This is a genomic window from Mesorhizobium sp. C372A, from assembly GCF_030323245.1.
Taxonomy (GTDB): Bacteria; Pseudomonadota; Alphaproteobacteria; order Rhizobiales; family Rhizobiaceae; genus Mesorhizobium.
Window position 1 is genome coordinate 6,320,804 of record NZ_CP100475.1, and the last position, 26,016, is coordinate 6,346,819.

The 26,016-nt window shown below is 61.8% G+C and carries 27 protein-coding genes and 1 pseudogene; 12 read left to right on the forward strand and 16 right to left on the reverse strand.

Annotated features, from left to right (window positions below; translation table 11 throughout):
- Window positions 1-3 precede the first annotated feature (3 nt).
- Entirely contained in the window at window positions 4-636 is a 633-nt protein-coding gene (locus tag NLY42_RS30495) for a class I SAM-dependent methyltransferase (protein ID WP_023753944.1), read from the forward strand.
- A 269-nt stretch (window positions 637-905) separates the two neighbouring features.
- Here the strand turns inward: NLY42_RS30495 and NLY42_RS30500 are convergent, their stop codons facing one another.
- Both NLY42_RS30500 and NLY42_RS30505 read right to left on the reverse strand, forming a co-directional pair.
- Window positions 906-1,499 (reverse strand): DJ-1/PfpI family protein, encoded by a 594-nt coding sequence (locus NLY42_RS30500; RefSeq protein ID WP_023686902.1) that lies wholly within the window; start codon window positions 1,497-1,499, stop codon window positions 906-908.
- 159 nt (window positions 1,500-1,658) lie between these two features.
- Window positions 1,659-2,357: a GntR family transcriptional regulator gene (locus NLY42_RS30505; RefSeq protein WP_023753943.1), complete on the reverse strand. Its 699-nt coding sequence runs from the start codon at window positions 2,355-2,357 to the stop codon at window positions 1,659-1,661.
- Window positions 2,358-2,531: 174 nt separating this feature from the next.
- Between NLY42_RS30505 and NLY42_RS30510 the strand changes: the two genes are divergently transcribed.
- Genes NLY42_RS30510 through NLY42_RS30520 form a run of 3 tightly spaced genes read left to right on the forward strand, consistent with a single transcriptional unit; the run spans window position 2,532 to window position 6,089 of the window.
- A complete protein-coding gene (locus NLY42_RS30510; RefSeq protein ID WP_023745680.1) occupies window positions 2,532-3,758 on the forward strand; it encodes an iron-containing alcohol dehydrogenase in 1,227 nt (408 codons plus the stop codon).
- A gap of 58 nt (window positions 3,759-3,816) precedes the next feature.
- Window positions 3,817-5,265, forward strand: coding sequence for an NAD-dependent succinate-semialdehyde dehydrogenase (locus NLY42_RS30515; RefSeq protein WP_245261330.1), 1,449 nt, complete (start codon window positions 3,817-3,819; stop codon window positions 5,263-5,265).
- Window positions 5,262-6,089: an alpha/beta hydrolase gene (locus NLY42_RS30520; RefSeq protein ID WP_023753941.1), complete on the forward strand. Its 828-nt coding sequence runs from the start codon at window positions 5,262-5,264 to the stop codon at window positions 6,087-6,089. The genes NLY42_RS30515 and NLY42_RS30520 overlap by 4 nt, the downstream gene beginning before the upstream one ends.
- A 333-nt stretch (window positions 6,090-6,422) precedes the next feature.
- Here NLY42_RS30520 and NLY42_RS30525 read toward each other — a convergent pair.
- Window positions 6,423-7,318 (reverse strand): annotated as a pseudogene (locus NLY42_RS30525) (NAD(P)/FAD-dependent oxidoreductase).
- A 129-nt stretch (window positions 7,319-7,447) separates the two neighbouring features.
- On the opposite strand from NLY42_RS30525, the gene NLY42_RS30530 reads away from it, so the two are divergent.
- From NLY42_RS30530 to NLY42_RS30540, 3 genes are all read left to right on the forward strand, one after another.
- Entirely contained in the window at window positions 7,448-8,077 is a 630-nt protein-coding gene (locus tag NLY42_RS30530) for a TetR/AcrR family transcriptional regulator (RefSeq protein ID WP_023753940.1), read from the forward strand.
- A 527-nt stretch (window positions 8,078-8,604) separates the two neighbouring features.
- Window positions 8,605-9,780: a zinc-dependent alcohol dehydrogenase gene (locus NLY42_RS30535; RefSeq protein WP_023667775.1), complete on the forward strand. Its 1,176-nt coding sequence runs from the start codon at window positions 8,605-8,607 to the stop codon at window positions 9,778-9,780.
- 10 nt (window positions 9,781-9,790) lie between these two features.
- The gene (locus NLY42_RS30540) at window positions 9,791-10,339 is read left to right on the forward strand and encodes a hypothetical protein (protein WP_023667774.1); all 549 of its coding nucleotides are present in this window, start codon (window positions 9,791-9,793) and stop codon (window positions 10,337-10,339) included.
- Window positions 10,340-10,595: 256 nt separating this feature from the next.
- Here NLY42_RS30540 and NLY42_RS30545 read toward each other — a convergent pair whose 3' ends face one another.
- A complete protein-coding gene (locus tag NLY42_RS30545) occupies window positions 10,596-10,820 on the reverse strand; it encodes a hypothetical protein (protein ID WP_155922421.1) in 225 nt (74 codons plus the stop codon).
- Window positions 10,821-11,943: 1,123 nt separating this feature from the next.
- Between NLY42_RS30545 and NLY42_RS30550 the strand changes: the two genes are divergently transcribed.
- Window positions 11,944-12,201 (forward strand): hypothetical protein, encoded by a 258-nt coding sequence (locus tag NLY42_RS30550; RefSeq protein ID WP_245260390.1) that lies wholly within the window; start codon window positions 11,944-11,946, stop codon window positions 12,199-12,201.
- A gap of 282 nt (window positions 12,202-12,483) precedes the next feature.
- Here the strand turns inward: NLY42_RS30550 and NLY42_RS30555 are convergent, their stop codons facing one another.
- Window positions 12,484-12,951, reverse strand: coding sequence for a hypothetical protein (locus tag NLY42_RS30555; protein ID WP_023753939.1), 468 nt, complete (start codon window positions 12,949-12,951; stop codon window positions 12,484-12,486).
- A 416-nt stretch (window positions 12,952-13,367) separates the two neighbouring features.
- Between NLY42_RS30555 and NLY42_RS30560 the strand changes: the two genes are divergently transcribed.
- Window positions 13,368-13,967 carry an EF-hand domain-containing protein gene (locus NLY42_RS30560; protein WP_023756341.1) on the forward strand — a complete coding sequence of 200 codons (600 nt, stop codon included), beginning with the start codon at window positions 13,368-13,370 and terminating at the stop codon, window positions 13,965-13,967.
- A gap of 208 nt (window positions 13,968-14,175) precedes the next feature.
- Here the strand turns inward: NLY42_RS30560 and NLY42_RS30565 are convergent, their stop codons facing one another.
- Entirely contained in the window at window positions 14,176-14,340 is a 165-nt protein-coding gene (locus NLY42_RS30565) for a hypothetical protein (protein ID WP_023667766.1), read from the reverse strand.
- 1,008 nt (window positions 14,341-15,348) lie between these two features.
- Between NLY42_RS30565 and NLY42_RS30570 the strand changes: the two genes are divergently transcribed.
- Both NLY42_RS30570 and NLY42_RS30575 read left to right on the forward strand, forming a co-directional pair.
- On the forward strand, window positions 15,349-16,008 hold the full coding sequence (locus tag NLY42_RS30570; RefSeq protein ID WP_023686888.1) for a L,D-transpeptidase: 660 nt from the start codon (window positions 15,349-15,351) through the stop codon (window positions 16,006-16,008).
- Window positions 16,009-16,018: 10 nt separating this feature from the next.
- Complete coding sequence (locus NLY42_RS30575; RefSeq protein WP_023732303.1) at window positions 16,019-16,531, forward strand: OmpA family protein; 513 nt, start codon at window positions 16,019-16,021, stop codon at window positions 16,529-16,531.
- A gap of 306 nt (window positions 16,532-16,837) precedes the next feature.
- Here the strand turns inward: NLY42_RS30575 and NLY42_RS30580 are convergent, their stop codons facing one another.
- From NLY42_RS30580 to NLY42_RS30625, 10 genes are all read right to left on the reverse strand, one after another.
- Entirely contained in the window at window positions 16,838-17,707 is an 870-nt protein-coding gene (locus NLY42_RS30580; RefSeq protein WP_023667763.1) for an SDR family oxidoreductase, read from the reverse strand.
- Window position 17,708: 1 nt separating this feature from the next.
- Complete coding sequence (locus tag NLY42_RS30585; RefSeq protein WP_023686884.1) at window positions 17,709-17,873, reverse strand: hypothetical protein; 165 nt, start codon at window positions 17,871-17,873, stop codon at window positions 17,709-17,711.
- 25 nt (window positions 17,874-17,898) lie between these two features.
- Window positions 17,899-19,665, reverse strand: a complete 1,767-nt coding sequence (locus tag NLY42_RS30590) for a thiamine pyrophosphate-dependent enzyme (RefSeq protein ID WP_023753937.1) — start codon at window positions 19,663-19,665, stop codon at window positions 17,899-17,901.
- A 9-nt stretch (window positions 19,666-19,674) separates the two neighbouring features.
- On the reverse strand, window positions 19,675-19,836 hold the full coding sequence (locus NLY42_RS30595) for a hypothetical protein (protein WP_023667760.1): 162 nt from the start codon (window positions 19,834-19,836) through the stop codon (window positions 19,675-19,677).
- Window positions 19,837-19,918: 82 nt separating this feature from the next.
- Window positions 19,919-20,218, reverse strand: coding sequence for a hypothetical protein (locus NLY42_RS30600; protein WP_245262521.1), 300 nt, complete (start codon window positions 20,216-20,218; stop codon window positions 19,919-19,921).
- A gap of 32 nt (window positions 20,219-20,250) precedes the next feature.
- Window positions 20,251-20,496, reverse strand: coding sequence for a hypothetical protein (locus NLY42_RS30605; RefSeq protein WP_023686880.1), 246 nt, complete (start codon window positions 20,494-20,496; stop codon window positions 20,251-20,253).
- A 13-nt stretch (window positions 20,497-20,509) separates the two neighbouring features.
- Window positions 20,510-20,725, reverse strand: coding sequence for a hypothetical protein (locus tag NLY42_RS30610; protein WP_023686879.1), 216 nt, complete (start codon window positions 20,723-20,725; stop codon window positions 20,510-20,512).
- Window positions 20,726-20,912: 187 nt separating this feature from the next.
- Window positions 20,913-22,040: an NAD(P)/FAD-dependent oxidoreductase gene (locus NLY42_RS30615; protein ID WP_023695155.1), complete on the reverse strand. Its 1,128-nt coding sequence runs from the start codon at window positions 22,038-22,040 to the stop codon at window positions 20,913-20,915.
- A gap of 60 nt (window positions 22,041-22,100) precedes the next feature.
- Entirely contained in the window at window positions 22,101-23,642 is a 1,542-nt protein-coding gene (locus NLY42_RS30620; protein WP_023695154.1) for an amino acid ABC transporter permease/ATP-binding protein, read from the reverse strand.
- A gap of 94 nt (window positions 23,643-23,736) precedes the next feature.
- Window positions 23,737-24,579, reverse strand: coding sequence for an ABC transporter substrate-binding protein (locus NLY42_RS30625; protein WP_023692311.1), 843 nt, complete (start codon window positions 24,577-24,579; stop codon window positions 23,737-23,739).
- A 213-nt stretch (window positions 24,580-24,792) separates the two neighbouring features.
- Here NLY42_RS30625 and NLY42_RS30630 point away from each other — a divergent pair, with 213 nt between their 5' ends.
- On the forward strand, window positions 24,793-25,887 hold the full coding sequence (locus NLY42_RS30630) for a LacI family DNA-binding transcriptional regulator (RefSeq protein WP_023753936.1): 1,095 nt from the start codon (window positions 24,793-24,795) through the stop codon (window positions 25,885-25,887).
- The last annotated feature ends 129 nt before the right edge of the window (window positions 25,888-26,016 follow it).

Genomic DNA, 26,016 nt, shown 5'->3' on the forward strand with positions numbered 1-26,016 from the left:
TCGATGTACGACCAATCCAAGGTATCCGAGTTAATCCGGTTCGCACGAATCGAGGCGGGCTCCACCGTGATCGAAGTCTACCCTGGCGACGGAGACTGGACGCGCCTCTTCTCCGACATCGTCGGATCAGAGGGGCGGGTCTACAGCTTTGTGCCGGCCGAAGTCGCCCACCTCAAGAACGATCCGGTCGGCCTCATGCGGACGCTCGCGAAGGAGCCGGGCCGAGAGAACGTCGAAGCCGTCTCGGCGGACCTCGTGGCGATGCCGGAGATTACGCAGCCAGCCGATGTCGTGTGGTTGCACCTGTTCTACCACGATCTTCACACCGCCTTGATCCAGAAGAAGGGTGCGACGGCGGCCGACTTCAATCGAGCTGTCTACAAGCGGCTGAAACCCGGTGGGTCCTACGTCATCGTCGATCACGCCGCCGCAGCTGGGTCGGGCACGAGCGACACCCAGTCGCTGCATCGGATCGACCCTGCATTCGTCCGCGAGGAGGTGGAGGCGGCCGGCTTCGTACTGGACGCGGAAGGCACCGTGCTCTTGAATAGGGATGACCCGCACTCGATCAAGGTGTTCGATCCATCGATCAAGGGCGAGACCGATCGCTTCGCGTTCCGGTTCGTGAAGCCCTGACAGCTCCCGGGCGCCGACTTCATGTCGACCGCCCCATTGAGTCCACCAACTCGGGTTCGGACCCGTCAAGCTGGGAAAGGTCAACGAGGATGGCGCGCTGTGCACGCACGCGATGCGGCAGCGCCTTGAAGGCGTCCGAGGTGATGATGGCCACAGGTTCTGGAGCACACCTGCCGCAGGTTCCTGATCTGAACCTGATGAAATGACGGAAGTCGCCGCGCCGTTTAGGGAGCCGGCGCATCCCCTCAGGATGCGCCGGGACAAACGGTTCAAGAATGGTGGATTTCCGTTCCCAGCACCTTCAGGCATTCACGGATGAATGCCGCAAGCGCGGTCCAGCCTTTGGCTGAAACCATGGTCCCATCGACATAGGCGTCGGTGGGAGACAAATCGATATAAGTGCCGCCGGCAAGCGTCACCTCCGGCTCGCAAGCGGCGAGCGCCGCCACCTTCTTGCCGCGCACGACGCCGTCCACCGCGATCAGAATCTGGACGCCATGGCAGATCGTGAAGATCGGCTTTTTTGCCTCGTGGAAATGGCGCACCATCGCTTGTATCCGCTTGTCGGTGCGGATGTATTCGGGGCCACGACCGCCGGCGCAATAGACAGCGTCGTACTGGCTTAGCTGCCTCTCGGCGTCGGCGAAGGTCTTGTTGATCAGCGCATTGTGGCCGGGCTTTTCGGTGTAGGTCTGATCGCCCTCGAAATCGTGCAGCGACGTCTTGATCATGTCTCCGGCGCTTTTGTCGGGGCACACGACATGAACGGTGTGTCCCACCGCTTCCATCGCCTGCTGATAGACGAAGATTTCATACTCCTCGGTGAAATCACCGGTCAGCATCAGGATTTTTTTGGCTGGCATGTCTTTTCCTCTCGGCTTGTTTCAGGGGGAGGTGCACTGCGCGCCTCCTTCCCGGTATCGAAATCGGCTCAGAACGGGGAGTAGAATTCGTAGGCGGCAGGCTGGGCGAACAGCGGCGCGCCGCGCTTGAGGGTGCCTCGGGCAAGCAGCATCGCCAGGCTACTCGAACGCAGGCAGGAGCCTGTCCCGCGAATTTTCGATGTGCGCACGCATGCCTTTTTCGGCGGCGTCCGGATCGCCCGCGGCAAAGGCAGCGAGAATAGCCTCGTGCTCGTCGAGCGCCTCTTCGGTCACCCTGGAGTGATACATCAGCCGGAAGATATGGAAGTGGGTATGCTGGTGATTCAGTGTCTCGCGAATGAGTTCGTTTTGGGCGAACTCGACGATCTTGTCGTGGAAGATCGCATCCTGACGGGCGAAGTTCGAATAGCGCAGGCGTTCGTCTTTCCCCACCCGTCGGGCCATGACGCCAGCCGCCTCCTGCAGCGCGGCAAGGCGCTCGCCGTCCATTGTTGCGGTGGCTTTGGCCGCGGCGGCAGGTTCAAGCAATAGACGCAGCTCGTAAAGTTCGTCGAAGCGCCGGCGGGTGATTTGTGGGGCGGCGCGATAGCCGATCAGGTGGGTTTTCAGAACCAGCCCTTCCCCCTCCAGCCTGCCAAGCGCTTCACGAATGGGGGTATGTGAGACGTTGAATTCCTTGACGAGATTGTCGACGGTGATGCGCGATCCCGGAGCAATCCTCAAGGACATGAGCTGCGCGAAGATTGCTTCGTAAACGTCGCCGGCCAGACTGTTGGCGCGCTGGATACGACCCCTGGCACGGGCTTCATTGTCAACCGTCAGGTCCGTGTTCTGCATCGTTTGCCTCTTGACAGAACCACCCACTAACACGATGCTCCGCGAAACTCAATCCTATATCCTATACGATTTTATTAGAGGACATCGCATGATCATGACCTGCAGCGCCGAGGTCGGCCTCTGGCACGAAGCCAAGCCTGTCGGCTTCCAACCCGTCTTCGCAGGATCTTGTGCATGAGCTTGTTTGCAGCGGCGCGCCTGCCGAGCGAGATTCTGTTCGGCAAAGGCCAGCGCCATGTCCTGCCTGCCATCGCCGCCAAATATGGGCGCCGCGCGTTCGTCTGTACCGATGAGCGCTTCGCGGCGACGTCGCAGTTCGCCGAGATTCTCGCTGGCTTGCACAACGCGGCGATCGAGACGTTGGTCTTCGACCGAACGCTGCCGGATGTGCCGCGCGACAGCGTCGCCGCCTGCATTGCGCAAGCGAAAGATTTCAAGCCGGACATGGTGATCGGCATCGGGGGCGGCAGCTGCCTCGATATGGCCAAATGCGCTGCACTTCTGCTCAGCCATGGCGGCAAGCTCGAGGACTACTATGGCGAGTTCAAGGTACCCGGCCCTACCCTTCCGGTGATCGCAGTGCCGACGACGGCTGGAACAGGCTCCGAGGTGACCCCCGTCGCCGTGATCTCCGACCCGGATCGGACGCTGAAAGTGGGTATCGCCAGTCCGCATCTCATCGCAGCAGTGGCGCTTTGCGATCCGGATCTGACGGTGACCTGTCCACCGTCCTTGACGGCGATCGCCGGCGCCGACGCGCTGACGCACGCAATCGAGGCCTTCACAGCGGCCAAACGCGGCGCGGACCCTCATTTGCCGCAACAGCACGTGTTCATCGGCAAGAGCGCTCTGACCGACCATTTCGCGCTTCTGGCCATCAGGCTGCTCGGCCGCAGTCTCGAAAAGGCATATCGCGACGGATCGGACGAGGATGCGCGAGCCGACGTCATGATGGGAGCGCTGGCCGCCGGTTGCGCCTTCGGTACGGCGGGAACGGCCGCCGCCCATGCGGTGCAGTATCCCGTCGGCGCGCTTACCCACACCCCGCATGGCCTGGGAGTGGCCACCATGCTGCCCTATGTGATGACCTACAATCTGGCCGCAGCAGCCGCGGAGATTGCGGAAGTCGGCACTGCTCTTGGCCTTTCCCTTCAGGGCGGCGGCGCCGATGCCTTGGCGCACGCCACCATCCGTGAGGTGAGCCGGCTGTTTGGCGCCATCGGCATCACACCGACATTGGCCGAACTGGGTCTTCCCGAAGACAAGATCGACTGGACGGCTGAGCAGGCGCTGGGCATCGACCGGTTGATCAAGAACAATCCCCGCCCGTTCGACCTTGCCGCGATGCGACAGCTGGTCAGGGCTGCCTATGACGGCGACATGTCCGCCACCATGATGTGACCGACCAGGAGTTCATCCAATGAACATTGCCGCAGGCATATCCGACGAGGATCAAGATATGTTCGACTACGCCACGGTCTCGCACGGTCTCTACATTGGCGGACGCTGGCGGCCTTCATCGGAGGGTCGCGTGATCGAAGTGGTCGATCCCTCGACCGAAGCCGTGATCGCTGCGGTTCCCGACGCCACGCTCGCCGACGCCACCTCCGCCGTCGACGCGGCCGCGAAGGCGGCGGCCGGCTGGCGCGAGACCCCGCCACGCAGGCGATCGGAAATCCTGCGACGCTGCTTCGAACTGATGACGGAACGGGCGGAGACGTTGGCCGCGCTGATCTCGCTGGAGAACGGCAAGGCGCTGCGCGATGCGCGCGGCGAAGTCGCCTATGCGGCGGAGTTCTTTCGCTGGAACGCCGAGGAAGCGGTCCGCATCAACGGCGAGTTCGGCCTTGCGCCCTCGGGCGCGAACCGGATCATTGTCGACTACCAGCCCATCGGCATTTGCGTGCTCATCACACCATGGAATTTCCCAGCCGCCATGGCGACACGTAAAATCGCTCCGGCGCTGGCGGCCGGCTGTACGGTGGTCCTGAAGCCCGCCAGCGAGACACCGCTGACGGCCTATGCGCTTGCGGCGCTCTACGAGGAAGCCGGCGTGCCGCCCGGCGTCGTCAACGTCCTGACGACCTCGACCCCCGGACCGGTGACGGCGGCCATGCTGGCCGATCCGCGCGTGCGAAAGCTGTCCTTCACCGGCTCGACCGGCGTCGGGCGCGTGCTGCTGGCCGAAGCCGCAAAGCACGTCATTTCCTGTTCCATGGAGCTTGGCGGCAACGCACCCTTCATCGTCTTCGACGACGCCGACCTGGAAGCAGCCCTCGACGGTGCGATGGTTGCCAAGATGCGCAACGCCGGCGAAGCCTGCACGGCCGCCAACCGGCTTTACGTCCAGGCCGGCATCCATGATGCTTTCGCGGAAGGCTTGACCAAACGCATGGCGGCACTCAACCTGGGCCCGGGCACAGACTCAGACACAGAATGCGGGCCGATGATCACCAGGAAGGCTGTGCACAAGATCGACCGGCTTGTGCAGGACGCCGTTGCCCGCGGCGCCAAAATCCTGTGTGGCGGCGGCGTATCTGAAGGCAGAGGCTTTTTCTATCCGCCAACGGTGCTCAAGGACGTGCCGGCCGACGCCGCCATGCTCCACGAGGAGATATTCGGTCCGGTGGCGCCGATCATGCGCTTCGACAGCGAGGCGGATGTCATCGCCAAAGCCAATGACACCGAATACGGTCTCGCTGCCTACATCTATACGCGCGACCTGGCCTGGGGGATGCGCGTGGCATCGAAGATCGAGTCCGGCATGATCGCGCTCAACCGCGGCCTGATGTCGGATCCGGCGGCGCCTTTCGGAGGTGTCAAGCAGAGCGGGCTGGGCCGCGAAGGTGGCCAGAAGCATGGCGTTGCCGAGTTCATGGAGGCGAAGTACATCGCCGTGACCCTGTGAGCGGACATCCCGCCAAAGATCCGTTTCGCATTCGCGATCATGTGGTCGAGTTCGACGACATCGTCGCCGAGATCGTTCGCAGAAGCGAGGAGACCAGGGCGAACGTTCCCATGGTCGCCGATGTCGCCTACGGGGCTGACGCCACCGAAACCATGGATCTGTTCTTTCCCGAGGGCAAACGGGACCGCCTGCCGGTGCACATGTTCATCCACGGGGGCTATTGGCGCATGTTCTCCAAGCGCGACTATTCCTACGTCGCCGAGACCGTTACGAACGCAGGTGCGATCGCGGTCATTGTCGACTACGCGCTGATGCCTACCGTCCGGATGGCCAGGATCGTCGACCAGGTGCGCCGCGCCAAGCGATGGGTATTTGACAATATCGCACACCATGGCGGCAATCCCGGCCTGCTGACCGTTAGCGGTCATTCCGCCGGTGCCCATCTGGCAACAATGCTTTTCGACGGTGACGAGCGGCCTTCCGGCATCAAAGCTGCGCTGCTGCTTGGCGGCCTTTACGACCTGAAGCCATTGCAGATGTCGTTCCTTGGCGCCGAGATCGCGATCACCGACGAGGAGGCCCGCCGATTCTCGCCGATCGACCACAGTTTCGATCCATCCGTGGGCGTAGATATCTCGGTCGGCGCCGATGAAACGTCGCCGTTCCACAGCCAGGCCGCACTCTTCACGGACCACCTTGACACACAGGGACTGACTGTTTCGCGCATCACCCTTGGTGGGGCCAATCACATGAGCAGCGTCCGTGACCTTGGCTTGGCTGGTACCGAGGCCGCGTCACTGCTGGCCCGCGTCGTGGCCGCCTGAGACTTCCGCCAGAAGCGCTGCTGGGCGCGACCGTTCTTCGCAGTAGCGTCGCAGCATCGAGGTGCCGACCGCGGTGGCGAATCTTCCGCCACCGGTCCCCATACCGTAAGCCCGCCGGCGATGTCGACGTCGACGTGGTTCATGCTTTCCAGCGTGATTGAGCTTGATAACCGATGTCGGCGATCGCCGTCATGCAGGCAGCCCAGTTGAGTTCTCAAGGCTGGCCGGCCAAAGACGCCCCTCAGGGGAGAGCGGGCCGACGTTCCGCAACACCGGCCCGCAACCTTCAGAATACGATAGCCCGCGGCACCCCGGAGAAGGGAATCTGCGCTCTCACACCAGCATCGACTGCTGGGCGAAGATGCCCGCCATCGCGCCGTGCGATATTGCCAGGGTGACCGATGGCGGCGTGAGGGGGTTGGCGAGGTCGCCCGCGGCGTAGATGCCGGGCATGCTGGTTTCGCGGCGCTCGTCGACCTTGAGGATTACGCCGAGGGCGTATCGACCGTGGCGAGGCCCAGTGATTCATGCAGGCTTGCGGACGGCTTGTTGCGCGGATGCGCGAACAGGATGTCGACCGCGACCTTGGGGCCGGTATCGAGCTTGACGGTGGCGTTATGCCCCCCGTGATGGGCGATCTCGCTGATCCGGCCGTCGACGACAGGTATGTTGCGGCGCGCCAGACCGGCCCGGATATCGGGCGGAATGTCGTGACCATCGGCAAAGACCGTCAACCTGTCGGTCCAATCGTGGAACAGCCTGACCTGATTCATCGACTGTGGGCCGGACCAGACGAGGCCCCAATGCTGGCCGGCGACTTCAAAGCCGTCGCAATAGGGGCAGGGCACGATGGACGTGCCCCAACCTTCGGCAAAGCCCGGAACATCAGGCATCTGGTCGGCGACGCCATAGCTCAGGATCAGGCGGCGCGCGCCGAGGCTTCCGCCATCGCCAGTGAGGACGGAGAAATCGTCGATGGCGCCGGACAGGCTGTCGGCCCGGGCATTGACCAGCTTGATCGTGGGATAGCGCGCCAGCTGCCGCCGCGCCTCGGCCAGGATGTCCAGCGGTGGCTTGTGATCGTGGCCGAGCAGGCCATGCGAGTGGCCGGCGAAGCGGTTGCGCGGCAGGCCGGTATCGAGAACGGTGACCTTACGGCGGGCACGGCCGAGTTGCAGGGCACCGGCGAGACCGGCAAAGCTGCCGCCGATGATGATGACGTCATCCATAATGGGCTCCGTGTTGTGGATGAGGGGCTGGTTGGACCTGGTTGAAACCTACCCATCGGCTTGCGCATTTCAGAAACTACATGGTATCGTAATCCAAGAATTAGGATACTGTCAAGGACTGGAATTGTCGTGACCGAAAATAGCCAGGGCCGGCGCGGCCGGCCCGCCAACGAGGCGCTTGGCCAAACGATACTCGACGCTGCGTCCGAACTCTTTGTGGAATTGGGTTTTCAAGCGACCACATTGGACAAGGTCGCCCAGCGGGCGAAGATATCCAAACTCAGCATCTATCGGCACTTCGAGAACAAGGAGGCGCTGTTCAGCGCGGCGATGGCGGCCGGCTGCCATCAGTTGTTTGCGCCACAGGCCCTTCTTGAAGGCGTCGGCGGTTCGGTCGAAGATCAGCTCATGGCGGTGGGATCGTCCCTGCTTCGCACGCTGTTGAGATCAGACGTCCGCAGTTTCGAAGCCATGGTCATGGCCGACCAGACGAATCCAAGGTCGTTAAGCAAGCTCCATTTCGAAGCCGGCCCCGCCCATGTCATCGCCCAAATCGAGGTCCTGTTGCGTCAGTTGCACGCGAAGGCGGTTCTGAACGTGCCCGATCCTCTCCGGTCCGCCCGCTTGTTTGCCGCGCTTTTCAAAGGATCCGATCTTTTGATTATCGCACGCTTCGATCAGGCGAGAGCGGCGGACGACAACGAAATCGAATCCTATTGCCGGTCGGCCGTCGCCATGTTCATCGCTGCGCACGGCTAGCACTCTGCCCTGCCCGCTAATCATTGTATTTCTGCGAAATACTCCGCTAGAGCCGCCGTCGCGATGGCGCCCATCCACCTCATGTCGATCGCGTCGGGGTCGGACTGCGCGCCCGCCGGTGAGCGGCATCTCCTACCTGCTCCGGTCACAGCGCTGCTTCGGCCGACCCTGTGCGGGCGAGGAAGAGAATGCCGGTTATGGCCCGCGAGAATCGAGCAGATGGGGTGTCAGCCGCCGCGAAGGACACCTGCGGACGGAACCTTCTTTGGTACACTTGAGTACGTCCATTCGTGGCTCGGGCTCCAGCGGTTCGTGCCCCGACGCGCCTGGGAAGGCCGCTGGTGCCCGCGACAGATCCTTCCAAGGTGCAGGTCTGGAATGGCCCAAAAATTCTCTCGAGCTCCCGGAACATCGGTCCGCCCCTGTGGTTCGACAAGCAGCGGCACAGTCGATCCAACCAGGCATCGGCCCGCTTAGGACAGGCGCGAGGTCCCTACCCACAGATCTTGCGAAAATAGGAGCAAGCTATGCGAGCGTTGGTCTGGCACGGCAAGGAAGACATACGCTGCGATCAGGTTTCGGACCCGGGAATTGAGGATGAACGTGACGCGATCATCAAGGTGACGAGTTGTGCGATATGCGGCTCCGACCTTCACCTCTACCACAACTATGTGCCAGCCATGCTGCCCGGCGACATCATGGGCCACGAGATGATGGGAGAGGTCGTCGAGGTCGGCAAGGGCGTCAACGGCGCTCTGAAGGAGGGAGACCGCATCGTCGTGCCGTTCACCATAATCTGCGGTGAGTGCGACCAGTGCAAGCGACAGAACTTTTCGGTTTGCGAACGCACAAACCGCAAGAAGAATCTCGGTGACAAGGTGTTCGGGCACACCACCGCGGGTCTGTTCGGCTACACTCATTTGACCGGCGGCTATCCCGGGGGACAGGCGGAATACATGCGTGTGCCGTTCGCCGATGCCACGCACGTAAAGGTGCCTGACAGCCTTACCGACGAGCAGGTTCTCTTCCTCGGCGATATTTTTCCTACCGGATGGCAGGCGGCGGCACAGTGCGACATTGAGCCCAACGATACGGTTGCGGTGTGGGGCTGCGGCCCAGTCGGGCAGATGGCCATACGCAGCGCCCTGCTGCTCGGCGCGAAACAGGTGGTGGCGATCGATTGCCTGCCGGAACGGCTTTCCATGGCCGCGGCCGGCGGCGCCATCGCCATCAATTTCGCCGAGGAAAGTGTCGTCGAACGACTGCGGGAACTCACCGGCGGAAAGGGCCCGGAGAAGTGCATCGATTGCGTCGGCATGGAAAGCCACGTCTCGCTGGCCCAGCCCGATACCGTCTACGATCGCGCAAAGCAGTTGATGCTGATGGAAAATGATCGACCGCACGTTCTGCGTGAGATGATCTATGTCTGCCGGCCGGCCGGCGTGATCTCGATCCCCGGCGTCTACAGCGGGCTGGTCGACAAGATTCCGATGGGACAGGCAATGAACAAGGGGCTCACCTTCCGAATGGGGCAGACCCATGTCAACCGTTGGACCGAGGATCTGTTGCGCCGCATCGAAGATGGCCAGATCGACCCATCCTTCGTCATCACCCATACCGTGGGGCTCGAGCAGGGACCCGAGATGTACAAGGTGTTTCGCGACAAGCAGGACAGCTGCATCAAGGTTGTATTGAAACCGTAGGGAAATCGTCATGAACGTGATTGCCAAACTTACCAACATCACCCGATCGCCTGGCGATCCCAAAGTGCTGAAGACTGGGCAGAGTGCGGTCGGGGCATCCGATGGCCTTGCCCGCAAGCTCGGCTGGTTCAGCATCGCGCTTGGCGTCGCCGAGCTGGTTGGCGCCGAGCGGATTGCCGGCGCGCTCGGCATGCGCGGCAAGGAAGATCTGATCCGCGCTTATGGGGCGCGGGAAATAAGCAGCGGCATACTCTCGCTTTCAGTGGACAAGCAAGCTGGGCTGTGGAGCCGGGTGGCCGGCGACGGCCTGGATATCGCGACATTGCTGACAGCGTATCGGCCTGGCAACCCAAAGCGCGATAATGTAGGCCTTGCGCTTGCCATGGTCGCCGGCATCACATTGCTCGACATCATCGCTGCGAAAAGCGTGACCGCGCGCCACTCTCGGAGCGGGACCAAGCCACGCGACTACAGCGATCGAAGCGGCTTTCCCGGAGGCACTGCCGCAGCCCGCGACCGTGCCCGCTCGCAGCGCAGCCAGGAGGCCGGCGCAGCCTGATAGAGATTGCCGAACCCCTGGCGCCATGCGACCTGGACAGGTGGCATCTCGTCAGGCCCTAACGCCAGAGGTGGTAGCTCTCGGCGAGCCGAGTTTGCTGGAACAGAGTGGACCGTCGCGCGGCCGTTCTCGCCGTCTCCTGGGTCACCGCCGCGCATGGGTTGTGTGGCCGGTGCGTTAAAGGCACGAAGCAAGCAGCGATCCGACCGGCGTCGAGCCTTCCATGTCTCTTGCCTTGGCAAGGTTCCGGCGATCCTCAGGCCGAGCCGCGTTCGGGAAGCTCGGTCTCTTCCGCCACCCCTTTCCGCAGGTCTCGGCGCAAGCGTTCCGCTTCGTCGGAATTATTATCGTCGTCTGTCCGCTCGAGTTCGCGATCGATTGTCTCGCGCGACCCCTCTGCCGGATCCTGTTGCGGAGATGTGTTCGGGCCGGTTTCGATCTTGCCGTCGCCGGGAACGGTGCGGTCGCGAGACTTCGTCATCTTCAGCTTCCCTTTCATCTGTCATCTGCCTCGGCATCTCCGATGGCATGAATTTTGGCCGCTTCCTGCCGAACCGGATCGTCGACGCTTTGTTCCGGGAAAGCCCCCGCAGGTTCGTGCTGGTCGGCCCGGGGCATTGGTCGATGCCCATGCCGGGAAGCATCCTATGCCAACGAGGTCGGCGGCAGCCTCATCGATGTCGTTATCAACATGTGGGCTGTTTCGGCCCGGACACGCGAGCACGCCAGGCCCGCGGCGAGTTTTCGAACCGAAGCAGATGCGCAACGTAACAACTGGATGTATACGGAAAAGGCTGCCTCATCCACATCGCGCTTCGGGAGGGCCGGCGGCATGCTCGCCTGGGCGGTCCGGCAGCTGGTAGCGAACTGGTCATAGGCCTTTGCAAAGCCGCGTCGATGAAGCGGGTGCGGTAGCGCTGGTCGGTGTAGCGTCGAGGCATCTGTCAATCGGAGACAAGCGCGACCACTTTTGGGACCTCACTGTTTTTTCCACCGGGACTCGACATCTCACTATCATAGTTGATTGTGGCTGCCGGTGACCCTGCGTAATGGATAGCCATTCCAACTCTCCAACAGGAAAACGGTATGTTGTATCCGGGTCGGTTTTTGGGGCCAAGCGAGATTGAGATGCTCGCCCAGGTTTGTCACACGGTCTGCAAAGAGCGCGCCCTACCTCTTGCTTCGCAGAACGGAGAGCGCATAGCTGCCCATATACTCAGGCTGTTTATGAATGGCTTGATTGAGCAGAATGAACTGCTCGATGCTGAGAGGAACTGGGCTCTTCGGCTTGACCGTTCGGTCCAGCAGACGATGTCAACTACGCGCACATGAGAGGCCGCGGGACCCAGTTTGGTTCTTACAGCCGAACACCCGCCGCTATCTGAGATATGTTGCGGGGTTTTCTTCGCCGCGGAGTGATCCGATACAGTGCGCGGAAATCATGGCAATCCTGTTCGCAGTGATTCTATTGAGTGTAATCGCAGTCGCATTCTTGGTCGTCGGAAAGCCGCCAAGGCCAGTTGGGAACAAACCTGACGTTTAAGCGTTTGTAGAGCCCTTCCACCGGGCAACTCACCGAAATGCTTCTTGCCGTGCATGATGCGATGTCGACGGCCGTTTTGGCGGGCAGGAGCGCCAATGCGGAAATAGTAGGCGTGGTCGACCTCACCAACAAAGCTGAGGTCGACATCGGCATCACCAGCTTGGGAAGAGCCATCCAGTTCGTGGCCAACGCCTCGGTGCTTGGATACGACATTCGCGGCGCCATGGTCTTCTATGGCGCGCCCGGTACCCCGAGCCTAAGGGCGAGAGAGTGCGAGCGCTTGTGGGCGCAGTTTGGCGGCGCGCTTCTACAGCCGTAGCTCTATCAGGACGTTCGCCCCGCCCGTTCTTGGTATGAACGCGTACGGAACTGAGGCGCTACCCAGCCGCAGCGGGAATGGCTCAGTGGTAGCTCTAGCTGGCGACCGCACTAAGCGGCTTTTCGGTGATGGGCTTTGAGCGGCTGAGCCAGCGTGAGAACGTTCGGCCGTATATCTGCCGGTGCCTGCTTTCATGTGACTGGGCGAGGCTATTGGGGAGCCGGGTTGACCACTGGCCCTTAGCCGAGGGAAACACAGTACGGCAACCTCGCTCTTTGCTGGCTAACATCCTTCCGCTCTCAGGGACCGGACCATGCGCACAACAACAGGGTCATACGGTTTCTTTTCGGATTTCCGATAATTCATTGTGAAAAGCGCGGCACGCCGGTTGCAAACCATAATTGCACGGACGTAGCGAATCTCGCCATTCTTGACCCCGGAGTAGCTGGCCCATTTCGGGGCTAGGCGCCGATAGGTCAGTCGCCAACCGGCCTTTTCGTCCTCGATCATGCGATGTTCGATCTCGGCGCGAAAACTTGCTTTGCCCAGTCGCGCGCCCCAAACGACCAGAAACGCGTCTCTTGGGCCCTGAAAAGCCGCGCCCTGCTCCGAATTCTGGGTCAGGACGAAATTCGGAGGAATATCGAAACTAAAGCCAAGCTGTCGGACGCCGAAGGGCTGCCACGCCTCGGCCTGAAGCAACGTGGTCCAAAAGAGAAAAACTGTAAGTCCCAGCAGGAGGCGTCGCATTGCTCTGATTTAGCGCTGGCTAACATGGTGTCCAGACGGACAGAGGTCCGTGACATAAAAAATATGCATCATGGCCGCGCAGCATATGGACGCGGGATTCGCGATTGACGGCGTGCGGTCGAAACGGCTTCCGTCCCACGAAAGGAGAGGACGCAGAGGGAATTGGTGCGTCGGTATGATCGACTGGCAGAAAATTGGCGAGGCCGAATGTCCAACGTTCATTGCCCGCAAAAATGGGCGCCGGCTTCCTCTTGTGCCTAGGGAAGAAGAGCCGAAATTATTCCCTGACGAAGACCCTGATCTACCTCAGACGGGGGGCATGCCCTGTAACTTCGCCGTGACCTGATCCCCTTCGGGGAACAATCAGATCGAGCTCCAGTTTGGCTTTCCAAGCGAAAGCACTGATGGAGCATGCCATGAGATTTCCACACAGCAAGACGGCCGCGGCCGCCGTTTTCATTGCCCTGACCTCCCCCGCGCTCGCCCAGACAAGCGGAACACCATCACCCTCGACACCTGCACCCGCTCCGGCAACCGAACCGCCGGCCGCCGGACAGTTGCCGGATGCGACCGGACAAGCGGATGGACCAACACGCGAAATGATCCGCCAGATGGTTGAGCAAGCTGTCCGTGAGCGACTGCAGCAGGATCGCGGTTCCGAAGAGGGTTTCCGCCAGGAAGATAGTCGCAACTATCAAGGCGATCGCAACGAGGATGCTGACCGCCACGATGAAGATGGCGACCGTTGGCAGAACCACGGTGACCGCGATCGTGGACACAGAATGGCTGGACGCTGGCATCATCAGATGATGCGCGGTGCCGGCATGCGACTGATGTTCGGGCTGTTGGACACCGATGGCGACGGATCGGTGTCCGAGGACGAGGTTCAACGCGCGGTGGGCAGGATGTTCAGTAGCATTGACGAGAATGGTGATGGCAAGATCGATGCGGACGAGATCCAGTCCTTCATGCATGGCTCCAGCATGCGTGGCACTGATAGCGAGGACACGCCGTAGCTGTCTTCAAAGGGAATGCCCTCCCTCGGACAAAGCGGGCGCGTGGCGGCCGATCCCGAAGCGGTGTCTCTTGGCTGTTAGGCGCCCGGCGGCCCTAGTCAGCACCCTCTAGGCTTGAGCTATTCCCGCAGTCCCGCGAGACGCCAGCCGTGACAAAAAAGGCTTCGCATTGCTGATCGAGGAACGATCGAAGCCGACCAACGCAGGGTCACTCGGGCGCTCGGTCTTCCAGCAGAACGAAGGATGCGGCGATCAAGTCGTCGCCATTGATACGTCCTTGGCTGTCCTCCAACATAGTTGCAACCTTGTGGAAGGCCATCATTTCACCCGCGTCAATCTGCGCTTCACGCATCTTGGCTGTGAGATCAGCCACGCGATTTCCTAACGAGTGTGATTTTGCAGTCTCGCAATTCGACATGACTAGTCATCCTTTGCCTTGGGGTTTCACGCTGCCGAACGCAATGCTTCAGCGGATGTTCCGAATTTGGCCATCAGTCTTATGGGACAGGACTTGCGTCTGATTGCGGTTGGAAGAAGCCCGAACGGCGCAACACGCAGCCGGAAGCCGAATTGGAAACCGACCGTCGATCGAAGTCCCTTGTCGCCGGTTGAGATCCCGCCATCTTCACTGTCGAGAGGGTGGCGGGATCGCCTTCCGAGGAGCGAGCACATATGAGAGCAATAGGTATTCGCAGATGTACTCACGGCCATCCTGCTCGCCTCTTTTGTCTGCGCATGCTCATTCTTTTCGGGAAACCCCATCTCTCCAACAACACGCAACACCGCGCTGCTACCCATGATTGATGCGATGATAACTGCATCAACAAAGCAAAGCCTCTTCGCCTAAGGTGCGATTGCCGCGGGCTTTTCGACTGGAAGGTCGTCCAAACGCGCCCGGTGGTCAGCCATGGCGTTCAGCAGGAGCTAGGTAGACTCATCGCGAAAATCCCGCAGCGGGCATGTCGCAAGTCCTCCTCGCCGCGTGCGGATACTGGAATCCGCCTGGCTCGTTGTGACAGGCATGCGAAGATGAGTGTCGGCGCATGGACGCGGAAAAACCCGCCAGCTTGAGCCAGCGGGCCTTGTGATGGGATGGCCCGCGCGTGCGGTCAAGGCTGCGCGGGCCGACCATGATGAATGAGGGGACATCTTGGTCACCGGCACGACCGATGAAGAACGAGCCGGGTGTGACAGAACACCCTTGGAGCGAGCATGTTCCCGTCCGCCCAAAAAAACCCGCCGGCGTGAGCCGGCGGGCAGCCGCTATTTTGCCGTCAAGAGGACAGACCGCTTGCGGCCCACCCACTGCAGCATTTTTCCACTTTGAGCCGAAATCATTCTCAACTATGGTTCGCCAGGCTTAAGGCATGGGGGATTGCCGATGGTTTTATCACGCAGGGGTGTCGTGCTCGGCGGTCTGGCGCTGGTCGCGGTAGGTGGAACCGGCAATATTGTTCAAGCCGCGGCGGCAAAATCCTTTTTCGCCGGTACCGCAAGCGATAACGATTTCGTCTATCGCAAGACCAACTTCGCCAAGATCGACAAGAGATGGCATCGCCAGATCGTCAAGTATTTCAGCAGCGAGCCGGTCGGCACCGTCGTGGTCGATACCCGCCACCACTTCCTCTACCTCATCATGGAAAACAAGACTGCCATCCGCTACGGCGTCGGCGTCGGCAAGGAAGGCTTCAAATGGTACGGCCGCGCGACGATCGATCGCCGCGCGCTGTGGCCGCAATGGGTCCCGCCCCCCGAAATGCGTGAGCGCAAACCGGACCTGCCGCCCATGATCGCAGGCGGCGCGTCCAACAATCCGCTCGGGCCGCGCGCGCTCTATCTGTACCGCGACGGCGCCGACATCGGCTACCGCCTGCATGGCACGCTCGAGCCGTGGAGCATCGGCACCGACGCTTCCAGCGGCTGCATCCGCATGTTCCCCGAAGACATCATCGACCTCTACCAGCGGTGCCCGATCGGCACCGCGGTGGAGGTCCTGCCGCACATCGCCGACCAGGCGCCCGCTTCCACCACTGTCGAATGATTGGCGCATCATGAACCGCATGATTGAAAACACGCGCCGGCTGCTCGCCGCCGGCCTGCTGGTTCTGGCCGCATCCTGCTCGACCAGCAACACGCTGGCCCCGTCGACGCCTGACGTCACCAACGCCGAGATTGCCGGCTTCCAGAACGTGCAGCCGGGCAGCGAGGAGGATTTTATCCTCAATGTCGGCCGCCGCACCTACTTCACGAAAGGTTCGGCCGCGCTCGATTCTGTCGCCAAGGCCACCCTCGACACCCAGATCGCCTGGTTGACAAAGCATCCGCGCTGGCTGCTCAAGCTGCAGGGTTTCGCCGACGATCCCGGCGCAAGTGAAACGGCGCTGTCACAGCAGCGCGCCGATGCGGTGATGGACTACCTCGCCGCCGGCGGCATAGACCGGAACCGCATGTGGGCCAAGGGCTACGGCAAGGACAGGCTCGTCCGCGACTGCCCCGACTCCGCCTGCAGGTCGCAGAACCGCCGCGTTGTGTCTAATTTGCGCGATGAGAGGGACGAGTCGTAGAGGCTACTGTTTTGCTGGTCGCCAAATCAGTCTCACAACGCGACGGCGGCATGGCTGCAATGCGCCTATCGGGGACATTCACCCAGCGTTTGCCCCTCTCCGGAAGCTGACGCTCCGGTTGAACCCGGAGTGAAGTCAGCTTCCCGTCTACCAACCTCCGGTTCAGGGTCTGGTGGGAGGCTTCGGCATCCGCCTCGACCAGTTTGCGGACGTGGCGGTTGTCCGCGATCCTGATCGCGCATGAGCCTCGCCACATGTCGGTGTGCTACCGGGAGTGGGCGCCGTGGAGCTGGCAGGTACGCTCGCTCAAAGCATCGGCCGTCCACCGGTGACCTCGTAGAGTGCGCCGGTGGTGTAGCTCGATCCTTCCGAGGCAAGCAGCACATAGGTCGCTGCAAGCTCTGCCGGTTGCCCGGGACGCTTGAGCGGTGTGTTCTTCCCGAACTCCTTGACCTTCTCAGAGGGCATTGTCGACGGGATCAGCGGCGTCCAAATCGGCCCGGGAGCGACCGCGTTTACCCGAATGCCGCGTTCAGCTACCAGTCCTGCAAGTCCGGCGGTGAAGTTGGCGATCGCTCCTTTGGTAGTGGCGTAGGCAAGCAGTGCCGGCGAGGGACTGGTCGCGTTGATTGAGGATGTGTTGATGATGGTCGAGCCGGGTTCCATGTGCTTCACTGCTTCCTGGGACAGATAGAACATCGCATAGACATTGGTGCGAAAGGTGAGATCCCATTCCTCCGCGCTGATGTCCTCCAGCTTCTCGAACGACGCCTGGTGGGCTGCATTGTTGACGAGGATGTCCAGGCGCCCGCATTCATCGATAGCTCGCTGCACAAGCGACCGCGCGAAGATTTCGTCCGAGATGTCGCCGGGTGCGAGCACCGCCTTGCGCCCCGCTTCCTCGACCAAGCGCGCCGTCTCCTGCGCATCTTCGTCCTCTTCAAGATAGGAGATCATGACGTCGGCGCCTTCGCGTGCAAACGCGATAGCCACCGCCCGGCCGATGCCCGAGTCCGCGCCGGTGATCAGCGCGACGCGGTCCGTCAGCTTACCGCTGCCGCGATAGCTCTCCTCTCCGTGGTCGGGCCGTGGATCCATCTCGTCGGTGTAGCCGGGCATGTCCTGCTGCTGTTCGGGAAGCGGCGGCCGAGGATATTTCTGCTGGGCATCCTGCATGTCAGCTCCTTTTTTGGCTGGAGTTGCGGTTGTGTCGATCCGGTTCCGTGATCGGTCCCTTGGCGGCTTTCGAGCCACCGCCCCATTCCTCGGACTCGCACGCTTGGTCGCCGCCCATGAGGTCCGGCGAACCGCGATTTGCGGTGCCGCTGTCCGTCTTCTTCAACTCGTGCTCCTTCTTGCGTGGCTCGTCATTCTTTCTCGCCAGCGGTAATCATCGACCTCAGCGGCTCTTGCGCCACATTCGCCTCGATTTCCGCGCGTCCGGGGGTATCCGGTAGCGCCTTGCGGAAATTTTTCGCATAATCCGGCGGCATCTTCGGTGGCATCATCGGTTCGTACGGGTCGACCACGGCCTCGATGACCACCGGACCCTCAGCAGCCAGGGCAGCGTCGAGAACGCCTTCCACCTCCTCGGAGCGAGAGACGCTGTAGCCAATGCCGCCCATGGCTTCGGCGGCCATGGCGAAGTCGATGGGCTGGAGTTCGCAGGCGAATTGCGGGTTACCGAGGAACATCATCTGCTCCCAGGCGATCTGATTGAGCATGCCGTTCTTGAGCACGAGCACCTTGAGTGGGACCCGGTACCGAACTGCCGTCGAGAACTCTCCGAGCTGCATCGCGAGACCGCCGTCGCCGACGACCGCAAAGACCGGCCGGCCGGGAAAGGCCAGGCCCGCGGCGATCGCGTAGGGCAGTCCGCATGCCATCGAGGCCAGCGCGCCCGAGACGCCGAAGGCCTGCCCGTCACGCAGCTCGATATGGCGGGCCGCCATCTCGGTGTTCTGGCCGGAATCGGCAACCAGGATCGCATCATCGGGCAACCGTTTCCCAAATGCGCGTGTAACCACCTGGGGCTTGAGCGAAGTGGCGGCCTTTTGCTCCGACTGCGCCATCATCTCGCGCCAGCGTCGCATGCCCGCCTGCGCCTTCTCGAGGAAGCTGCGATCATCCTTGCGCTTCAGGCGCTTGTTCAGCAATCGCAGCGTCACGGCGGCATCGCCGGCAAGGCCTGCCTCAACGGGATAGCGCAGGCCGATGCGCTGCGGGTCGCGCTCGATCTGCACCCCGCGCGCCTGTCCCGGCTTCGGGTAGTATTCGATGTAGGGAAAGGTCGAGCCGACGACGAGCAGCGCGTCACATTCCTCCATGATTTCCTGCGACGGCAGCGTCCCGAGAATTCCGATGCCGCCAGTCGTCAGCGGGTGATCGTCGGGCAAGGCAGCCTTACCGAGTAAGGCCTTTGCGACGGGGGCACCAAGCAGCTCCGCCGTCTCTTCCAACTCGTGCCTGGCACCAAGCGCGCCCCGACCGGCGAGGATCGCGACCTTCGTCGCGCCGTTCAGGAACTCGGCGGCTTTCGCAAGTTGTTCTTCGTCGGGAAGCCTGCTTCCTTCGAACCAACGATCCGGCGTATGCGACGGTTTGTTGCGCTTCGAGCGCTTGGCCTGGTCAAGCGTGTGCTCCTGCACATCGCTGGCGATCGAGAGATGCGCAACACCGCGACGTGCCAGCGCCGACCTGCAGGCGAGACCGGCCAGGCTTTCCATATGCGCCGCGTCGGAGACCTGCGCGTTGAAGACGGCGACATCGCTGAAGACGCGCGTCAAGTCGACATCCTGCTGGGTGAAGGTCTCGATGAGGTCGTGGAACTGCATGCCAGTAATGGCGAGCACCGGCGCTTGGTCGAGCTTGGCATCGTAGAGTCCCGTCAGGAGGTGTGTGCCGCCAGGGCCGGAAGTTGCGAGGCAGACACCGAGCTTGCCTGTCCATTTTGAGTAGGCGCACGCCATGAACGCCGCGGATTCCTCGTGCCGCACCTGAATGAAGCGGATACGGTCCTGCCGCCTGCGCAGCGCCTCCATGATGCCATTGATGCCATCGCCCGGCAGGCCAAAGATGATATCGACGTTCCAGTCGATCAGCGTCTCGATGAGGATGTCCGCGGCGGTCGGCATGTCTCAGTCCTACCGCGATGCGGATCCCGCCGCCTGGCTGCTCTTGTTCGCGGTCTTGTCAGTCTTACGCTGGTCTTTGTTGCCGCCGCGATTGCCGCCATGCAACTCGTCGGAAGATTGAGCGGTCTTGCCGTCTTCCAAATTAGTGGCCATGCGCAAAGCTCCCTTCATCCGGCCTGCCTAACCAGAAAGTCGGTGAGATGTTCCGTGCCCGAAGGCAAGGCCGCCTACTCAGGTGTCCAAGGGAAACGTGTCAGGTATTACCACTCGATGAGGCGTGTTCGGCAGTCAGCGGCTGAACAGGCGAGGTGCGATCGAACCAGACGAAGGCATCGAACTGTTGCGAGGCCGAGGATTGCACGTAGTGGCCGAGGCTGCCTGATCGCCAAAAGCGCTCGCGGCAGAGCTGGCCGATGTTCAGGTCGCGTCTTCGCAGACGAATTTCCCGCGCGGGATTCCGCCTCAGTGGCGAAAGGACTCGTTCGTCGCGCACACCGCGGCGGGCGATGTGCGCTTCGACCATGCGGTGCCTGGCGTGCCGGTAGTCTGGCATGGCTCCTCGATAGCTTTAAAAAGACGGCAGGCTTAGTCGTCCTGCCTGCGCTTGTGGTGCTCGCTCTCCTGGTTTTCGCCGCGGATCATCTGGCGATCGTCCTTGTCGGTCAATTCCACGCCCTCGTCGCGTAGATTGGCGCCGTCTTGCCGCGCCTCGCGCTCCTGCTTGGATCTCTTCAGCTCATCCTCGGCATTGAAATCGTCGCCGGCATTGCTGGAGTTCTCGCGCTTTTCGATGATGCGCAGCTGCTGCTCGTGGGTCTTCCGGCCGGCCATGGCAAGGTGCCTCCTACTTGTTCGTGCGTCCGGTCTGGTCAGGGTTGATGCCGCCCTGAGGCGTGACGTCGTTCTCGACATCGCCTTCGAACGTATTGTCCCCATCGAGAGCATCGCTCTCGTCGAGCATATCGCCGCCCTTGACCGCGCCCTTCGAGGTGCCGATTCCCGGGTTGTCTCGCAGATCCTTGTCCGTGGGCTGTTTAGTCTTGGGGTGTTGGTTGGTCATGGAATTTCTCAGCGCTGGTTGAGCTTGGACGAACGACGGTCCTGGCGCTGTCCAACTTCAACGTGGAGAAAATGTTCCGGAACATATTCGCTTGTCAGGTGCGCGTAAGCGGCCAGGCGGCCGCCGTCTCGGCTAGCGAAACTCCAAGCATGCCACATTACATCCCATTCCGAGGCGAATTGGCAGGCTAAAGTGAAAATCGAGACGGTCGAAAGCTTGCAAGGAGTGGGTGCTCTGTTCCGGTGGCGATCTCGGTTGCAAGCAGTTCGCCGGCAATCAAGCCAAGTGTTGCGCCGCTGTGGCTGAAGGCGACGTAATACCCCTCGATCTCCCGCAACTGGCCGAAGACCGGCTCGCCGTCTCCGGGGATCGGCTTGGGCCCGACACCGTAGCTCTCCAATTCCAATTTCGGATGACCGTCGAGAACATTCGACGCTTCGTCGAGAAGCCCTTGGATGGTCGATGCTTTTACGCGATAAGTCCCGTCCGGATTGACTACCACCTCTTCTTCCGACCAGGCAGAATCGAGCGCGAGGGCGCCATCAGGCGTCGGCCGGATGGCGACGCGCGGCGTGTTGAGCACGGCGCGTAGAGGCAAGTCGACTGGCTTGGTCCTGACCAGCAGCGCGATTGGTGTCCCATCGGCAATACGCTGACCGGCCACGGCGACCATTCGCGGCACATCCGCACCGGTCGCCAGAAGCACCGCGTTGGCGGCGAAGCTGATCCCGCTGGTGGTGGTGACGCCGGTGGCGCGGCCGTTGGCGACGGTGACGGTAGCGCTTCCGGCCTCGGTGACCACCTGGCCGCCCCGCTCCACGAATTCCGCGATCAATATTTCGATCAGCGACGGCAGGTCGACCCAGCCCTCGCCCGCGTTGAAGATCGCGCCTTGAGGCGTGACAGCGCTTGCGCAGACACCCGGCGTGACCAACCTTATGGCGTCCGCGGACAGATGCTGCGCATCATAGCCGAGACGTTTTTCGTGAGCGAAGACATCGGCGATCTCGTTTGAGGCATCGTCCGCATCCCACGTCAGGCCACCGTCGAAACGCAGCCAGGCGGCATCCGGGCATCGCGCCGACAAACTGCGGTAGCGGTCGATACCGATCATGCGCAGGCGATGATATTCAGCCGAGCGCCTGCGCGCCGAATTGATCCAGGCGAGCGAGCGGCCGGAAGCTCCCTTGGCGAGCGGTCCATCATTGACCAGCACGGTCTCGATGCCGAGCCTTGCAAGATGAACGGCCGAGGAGACGCCAAAAATGCCGCCGCCGACAACAACGACCTTGGAAACCTGATGTGATGCAGCCATGAGATATCTTTCACTGGTGGAGGTTGGTTTGGGCGGCCGTCTTGAAGGGCTCATGCGTGATCAAAGCACTTCGGCAAGGAAGTGCTTCAGACGCGGGCTTTTCGGCGTGTCGAAAATCGCGGCAGGCGTGCCGGCCTCGATGATGCGGCCTTCATCCATGAAGACGACCTGATCGGCGACCTTGCGGGCGAAGCCCATTTCATGCGTCACCACGACCATTGTCATGCCGCGCCGGCCGAGATCCGCCATGAGGTTGAGCACACCCTTCACCAGTTCTGGATCGAGTGCGCTCGTTACCTCATCGAACAAGATGACCTCCGGGTCCATCGCCAATGCACGAGCGATTGCCACACGCTGCTGCTGGCCACCGGAAAGGCTCCCTGGACGATGGTGTTTGCGGGTCGCAAGCCCGACGTCGGCAAGGCGCGCCTCGGCGATGCGCTCAGCTTCCTGTACAGGGAGCCCCTTTACCTTGGTCAGCGACAGCATGACGTTTTCGAGCGCGGTGTGGTCGGGAAACAGATTGAACTGCTGGAAAACCATGCCGACACGCCGGCGCAGTTTTTCAGGCTTCATCGCCAGGATGCTCGCACCATCGAGCAACACCTCACCGCCCTTGGGCTCGACCAGGCGGTTGAGGCAGCGCAGCAGGGTCGACTTGCCCGAACCTGATGGGCCGATCACGCATGTGACCGTGCCAGGCTTGACTGCCAGGCTGACGCCTTTGAGAACATCGAGGTCGCCATAGGCCATGTCGAGATCGGTAATGGCGAGACTGCCGCCCTTGAAGCGGGGCAGCGCTGAGCGGGCATCAGAGCCGGCCTCCGAAAGTGCACTGCCGGTGGCGCCCTCCAGTTCGCTCACTTCGGCCAGGCCGCTGATGACGAGGCCTGCCTTTTGCTTTCCGACCCGCAGCGAGTTGTCGATGTAGTTGACCACATGGGTCAACGGCACGGTGATGACGAGATAGAACACGCCGGCCAGAAGCAATGGCGAGAGATTTCCGGTGACCACTGCCTGGTCCTGACCGACACGGAAGATCTCGCGCTCCGAGGCGAGCAGACCGAGGAAGTAGACAAGGCTTGAATCCTTGACGTTGCCGATGAACTGGTTGACGAGGGCCGGCAAGACGCGGCGGATGCCTTGCGGGATCACGATCAGGCGCATGCCTTGGCCGTAGCTCATGCTGAGCGCCCTGCAGGCCTCCATCTGCCCGCGCTCGACGCTCTGGATGCCCGAGCGGAAGATTTCGCCGATATAGGCGCCGGCGATCAGGCTCAGCGCAAGAATGCCGAGCGGAAAGGGCGAAGGGCCGAAGATTTCACGGCCGATGCGGGCAAAGCCCTGGCCTATCAGCAGGATGGTGACGATCGCCGGCAGCCCACGGAATATATCCGTGTAGACCCGCGCCGGAATGCGCAGCCAGCGCGATTGCGAGATGCCCATGACCGCCAGGATCATGCCGAGGATGACACCCAGCACCGTCGACGCGGCGGCGAGGATCAACGTGTTCTTCAATCCGATGGTGATCATGCTGGGCAGCACGTCCGCCATGGCCTGCCAGTCGAGGAAACTGCGCCGCAGGTTTTCGAGCCAGTTCATTCGCCCCCCTTTCGGTTGCGCTATTCACATCGTCCGCATCAAGGACGGCGGCGTAATCCGGCCGCCGGCATGAGAGCCAGCGGCCGGGTACGGTCTACTTCTTGGGAAGATACTGGTCGGGCATCGGCGAGCCGGGGAACCACTTTTCATAAAGCGTTTTCCAGGTGCCGTCCTGCATGGCCGCGTGAAGGGCGGTGTTCAGCGCATTGCGGAGCTTGTCGTTGCCCTTGCGCAGGACGAAGCCGGCCGGCGCGTCAAAGGAAGGAATATTGACCGCGATCTTCAGGTTCGGATAGCGAACGCCATAGTCCTTGGCAGCCTCGTAATCGAGGAAGTGGGCATCCACGGTTCCGTTGTTAAGCGCCGAAACGGCGGAGTTGTTGTCGGGGAATTTGACGAGATCGGTTCCGACAAAATTCTTCGCCGCGTAGATTTCCTGGAGCGTGCCTTGCACGACGCCGAGACGTTTGCCCTTGAGCCCGTCCGCCGACGTGATCGCCTTGTCGGCGGTAAGCACGGAGAGATAGCCTGCGATATACCCGTCGGAAAAGTCGACGGTCTTCTTGCGTGCTTCCGTCGTGCCGATTGCCGCGACCGCGACATCGAAGCGCTCGTTTGCAACCGAAGGCATAAGCGCCGAGAATTCCTGGCCGGTGAAGATCACCTGGTCGGGCTTGAATCCAAGGCGGCTCGCCACGTTGCGGAACAATTCGATGTCGAAGCCGGTGAACGACCCATCGGCCTGGGTGAAAGCGTAGGGTTTGGCATCGCCCATGGTTCCGACGCTGATGACCTTCGCATCAATGAGGCCATAGGGATTGTCATCCGCGGCGGCCGCTCCTGAAACCAGCCCAGCGCCGACGCACATCGCCATAAGAGCCATTGCGCCGGTTCTGACCGGGCACATCAACGACTTGAGAATTTCTTTCCTGCTCATGTCTTTCTCCACTCTGAAGGTCTGTTCTTCTTGGTATTTCCGTCGAGCCGCCATCTGGCGCGCCGACATGCCCTTGCCGAAATCACGGTCCGTCACGCCTCTCGGCTCCACTCCTTTCAAAGAGACCGGTCTCATATTGCGTGAGACCGGTCTCTTTGTTAATCGTTATCGCCACGTTGACCTCCCGTCAACAACTCTTGTAGTCGTCATCCGATGAAAAGAACCGCCCCCAAGACCCCGTCGATAACGGTCAGCGACGTCGCCCGCGCGGCCAATGTTTCGAAAGCGACAGCCGCGCGCGTGCTCGGCGGATACGGCGTCGTCAGCGACATGATCCGCGCGGAAGTCATGGCCGCGGCCAAGGCCTTGGACTATCGTGCGAACGAGCTCGCCCGCAGCATGACGACCGGCCGCTCCGGCATCATCGGCGTGGTTGTCGGCGACATCGAGAACCCGTTCTTCAGCCTCGCGGTACGCGGCATCAGCGACGCGGCAAAGGCAGCCGGGTTCAACGTCATCCTGGCCAATTCCGGCGAGAAGATCGAGGCGGAAAAGGCGGCCGTGAAACTGCTCATCGGCAAGCGCGTCGACGGGCTGATCGTCACGCCGTCGGAATCGCGCGACATCGCGCACCTGCGCGATATCCACCGTTCGGGCCGACCGCTTGCCCTGCTGGATAGGGCGCTGGCAGATCTGGATGTCGATACGGTCACGACCGACGATCGCGGCATCGCCATGCTGGCGACCCGCTTTCTAGCCGATGCCGGCCACCGCAACATCGCCTATGTGACCGCGGTCGACGCCGAAGGGCACGAGTACCGCGATCTCGGGCAGATCTACACCTCGTCGGTCCGTGAGCGCATCGACGGTTTCCTCACCGTGTGCCGAGAGGCCGGACTTGATCGGCCAGAACGCTTTGTTCGCCTTGGCGCGACAAGCCCCACCGAAACGCGCAGGGTTGCCGGCGAGATGCTGTCGGCGCCGGATCGGCCGACGGCGATCCTCGCCTCCGACAGCGTCATTGCGCTGGAGATCTTCAAGGTGACCCGCGAGCGCGGCCTGCGGGTTCCCGACGACATTTCGCTCATCACTTTCCATGATGCGGACTGGACGAGCGTCACCACGCCGCCCATCACCGTTATCGACCAGCCCGTCTACGCGCTTGGCAAGAGCGTCGCGGAATTGCTCATCCGGCGATTGAAGGGAGATTCCCGCCCGGCGGAAAAGCTCGTTTTGCCGACCGCCATCATTGCACGCGGATCCGTTGGCCCGCCCTCGGATGGAAAGCCGCAAGTGCGCCAAGCATAGGTGTGACGGCGGTACGGCCCACATGAATACGTTAGAACAAGGTCGACGCACTCCGCTTTAAGAATGTACGTCGATCAACCCAGCAAGCACCCTGATCGCAATGCCACGTCCACCGTCATCGGGACGGCA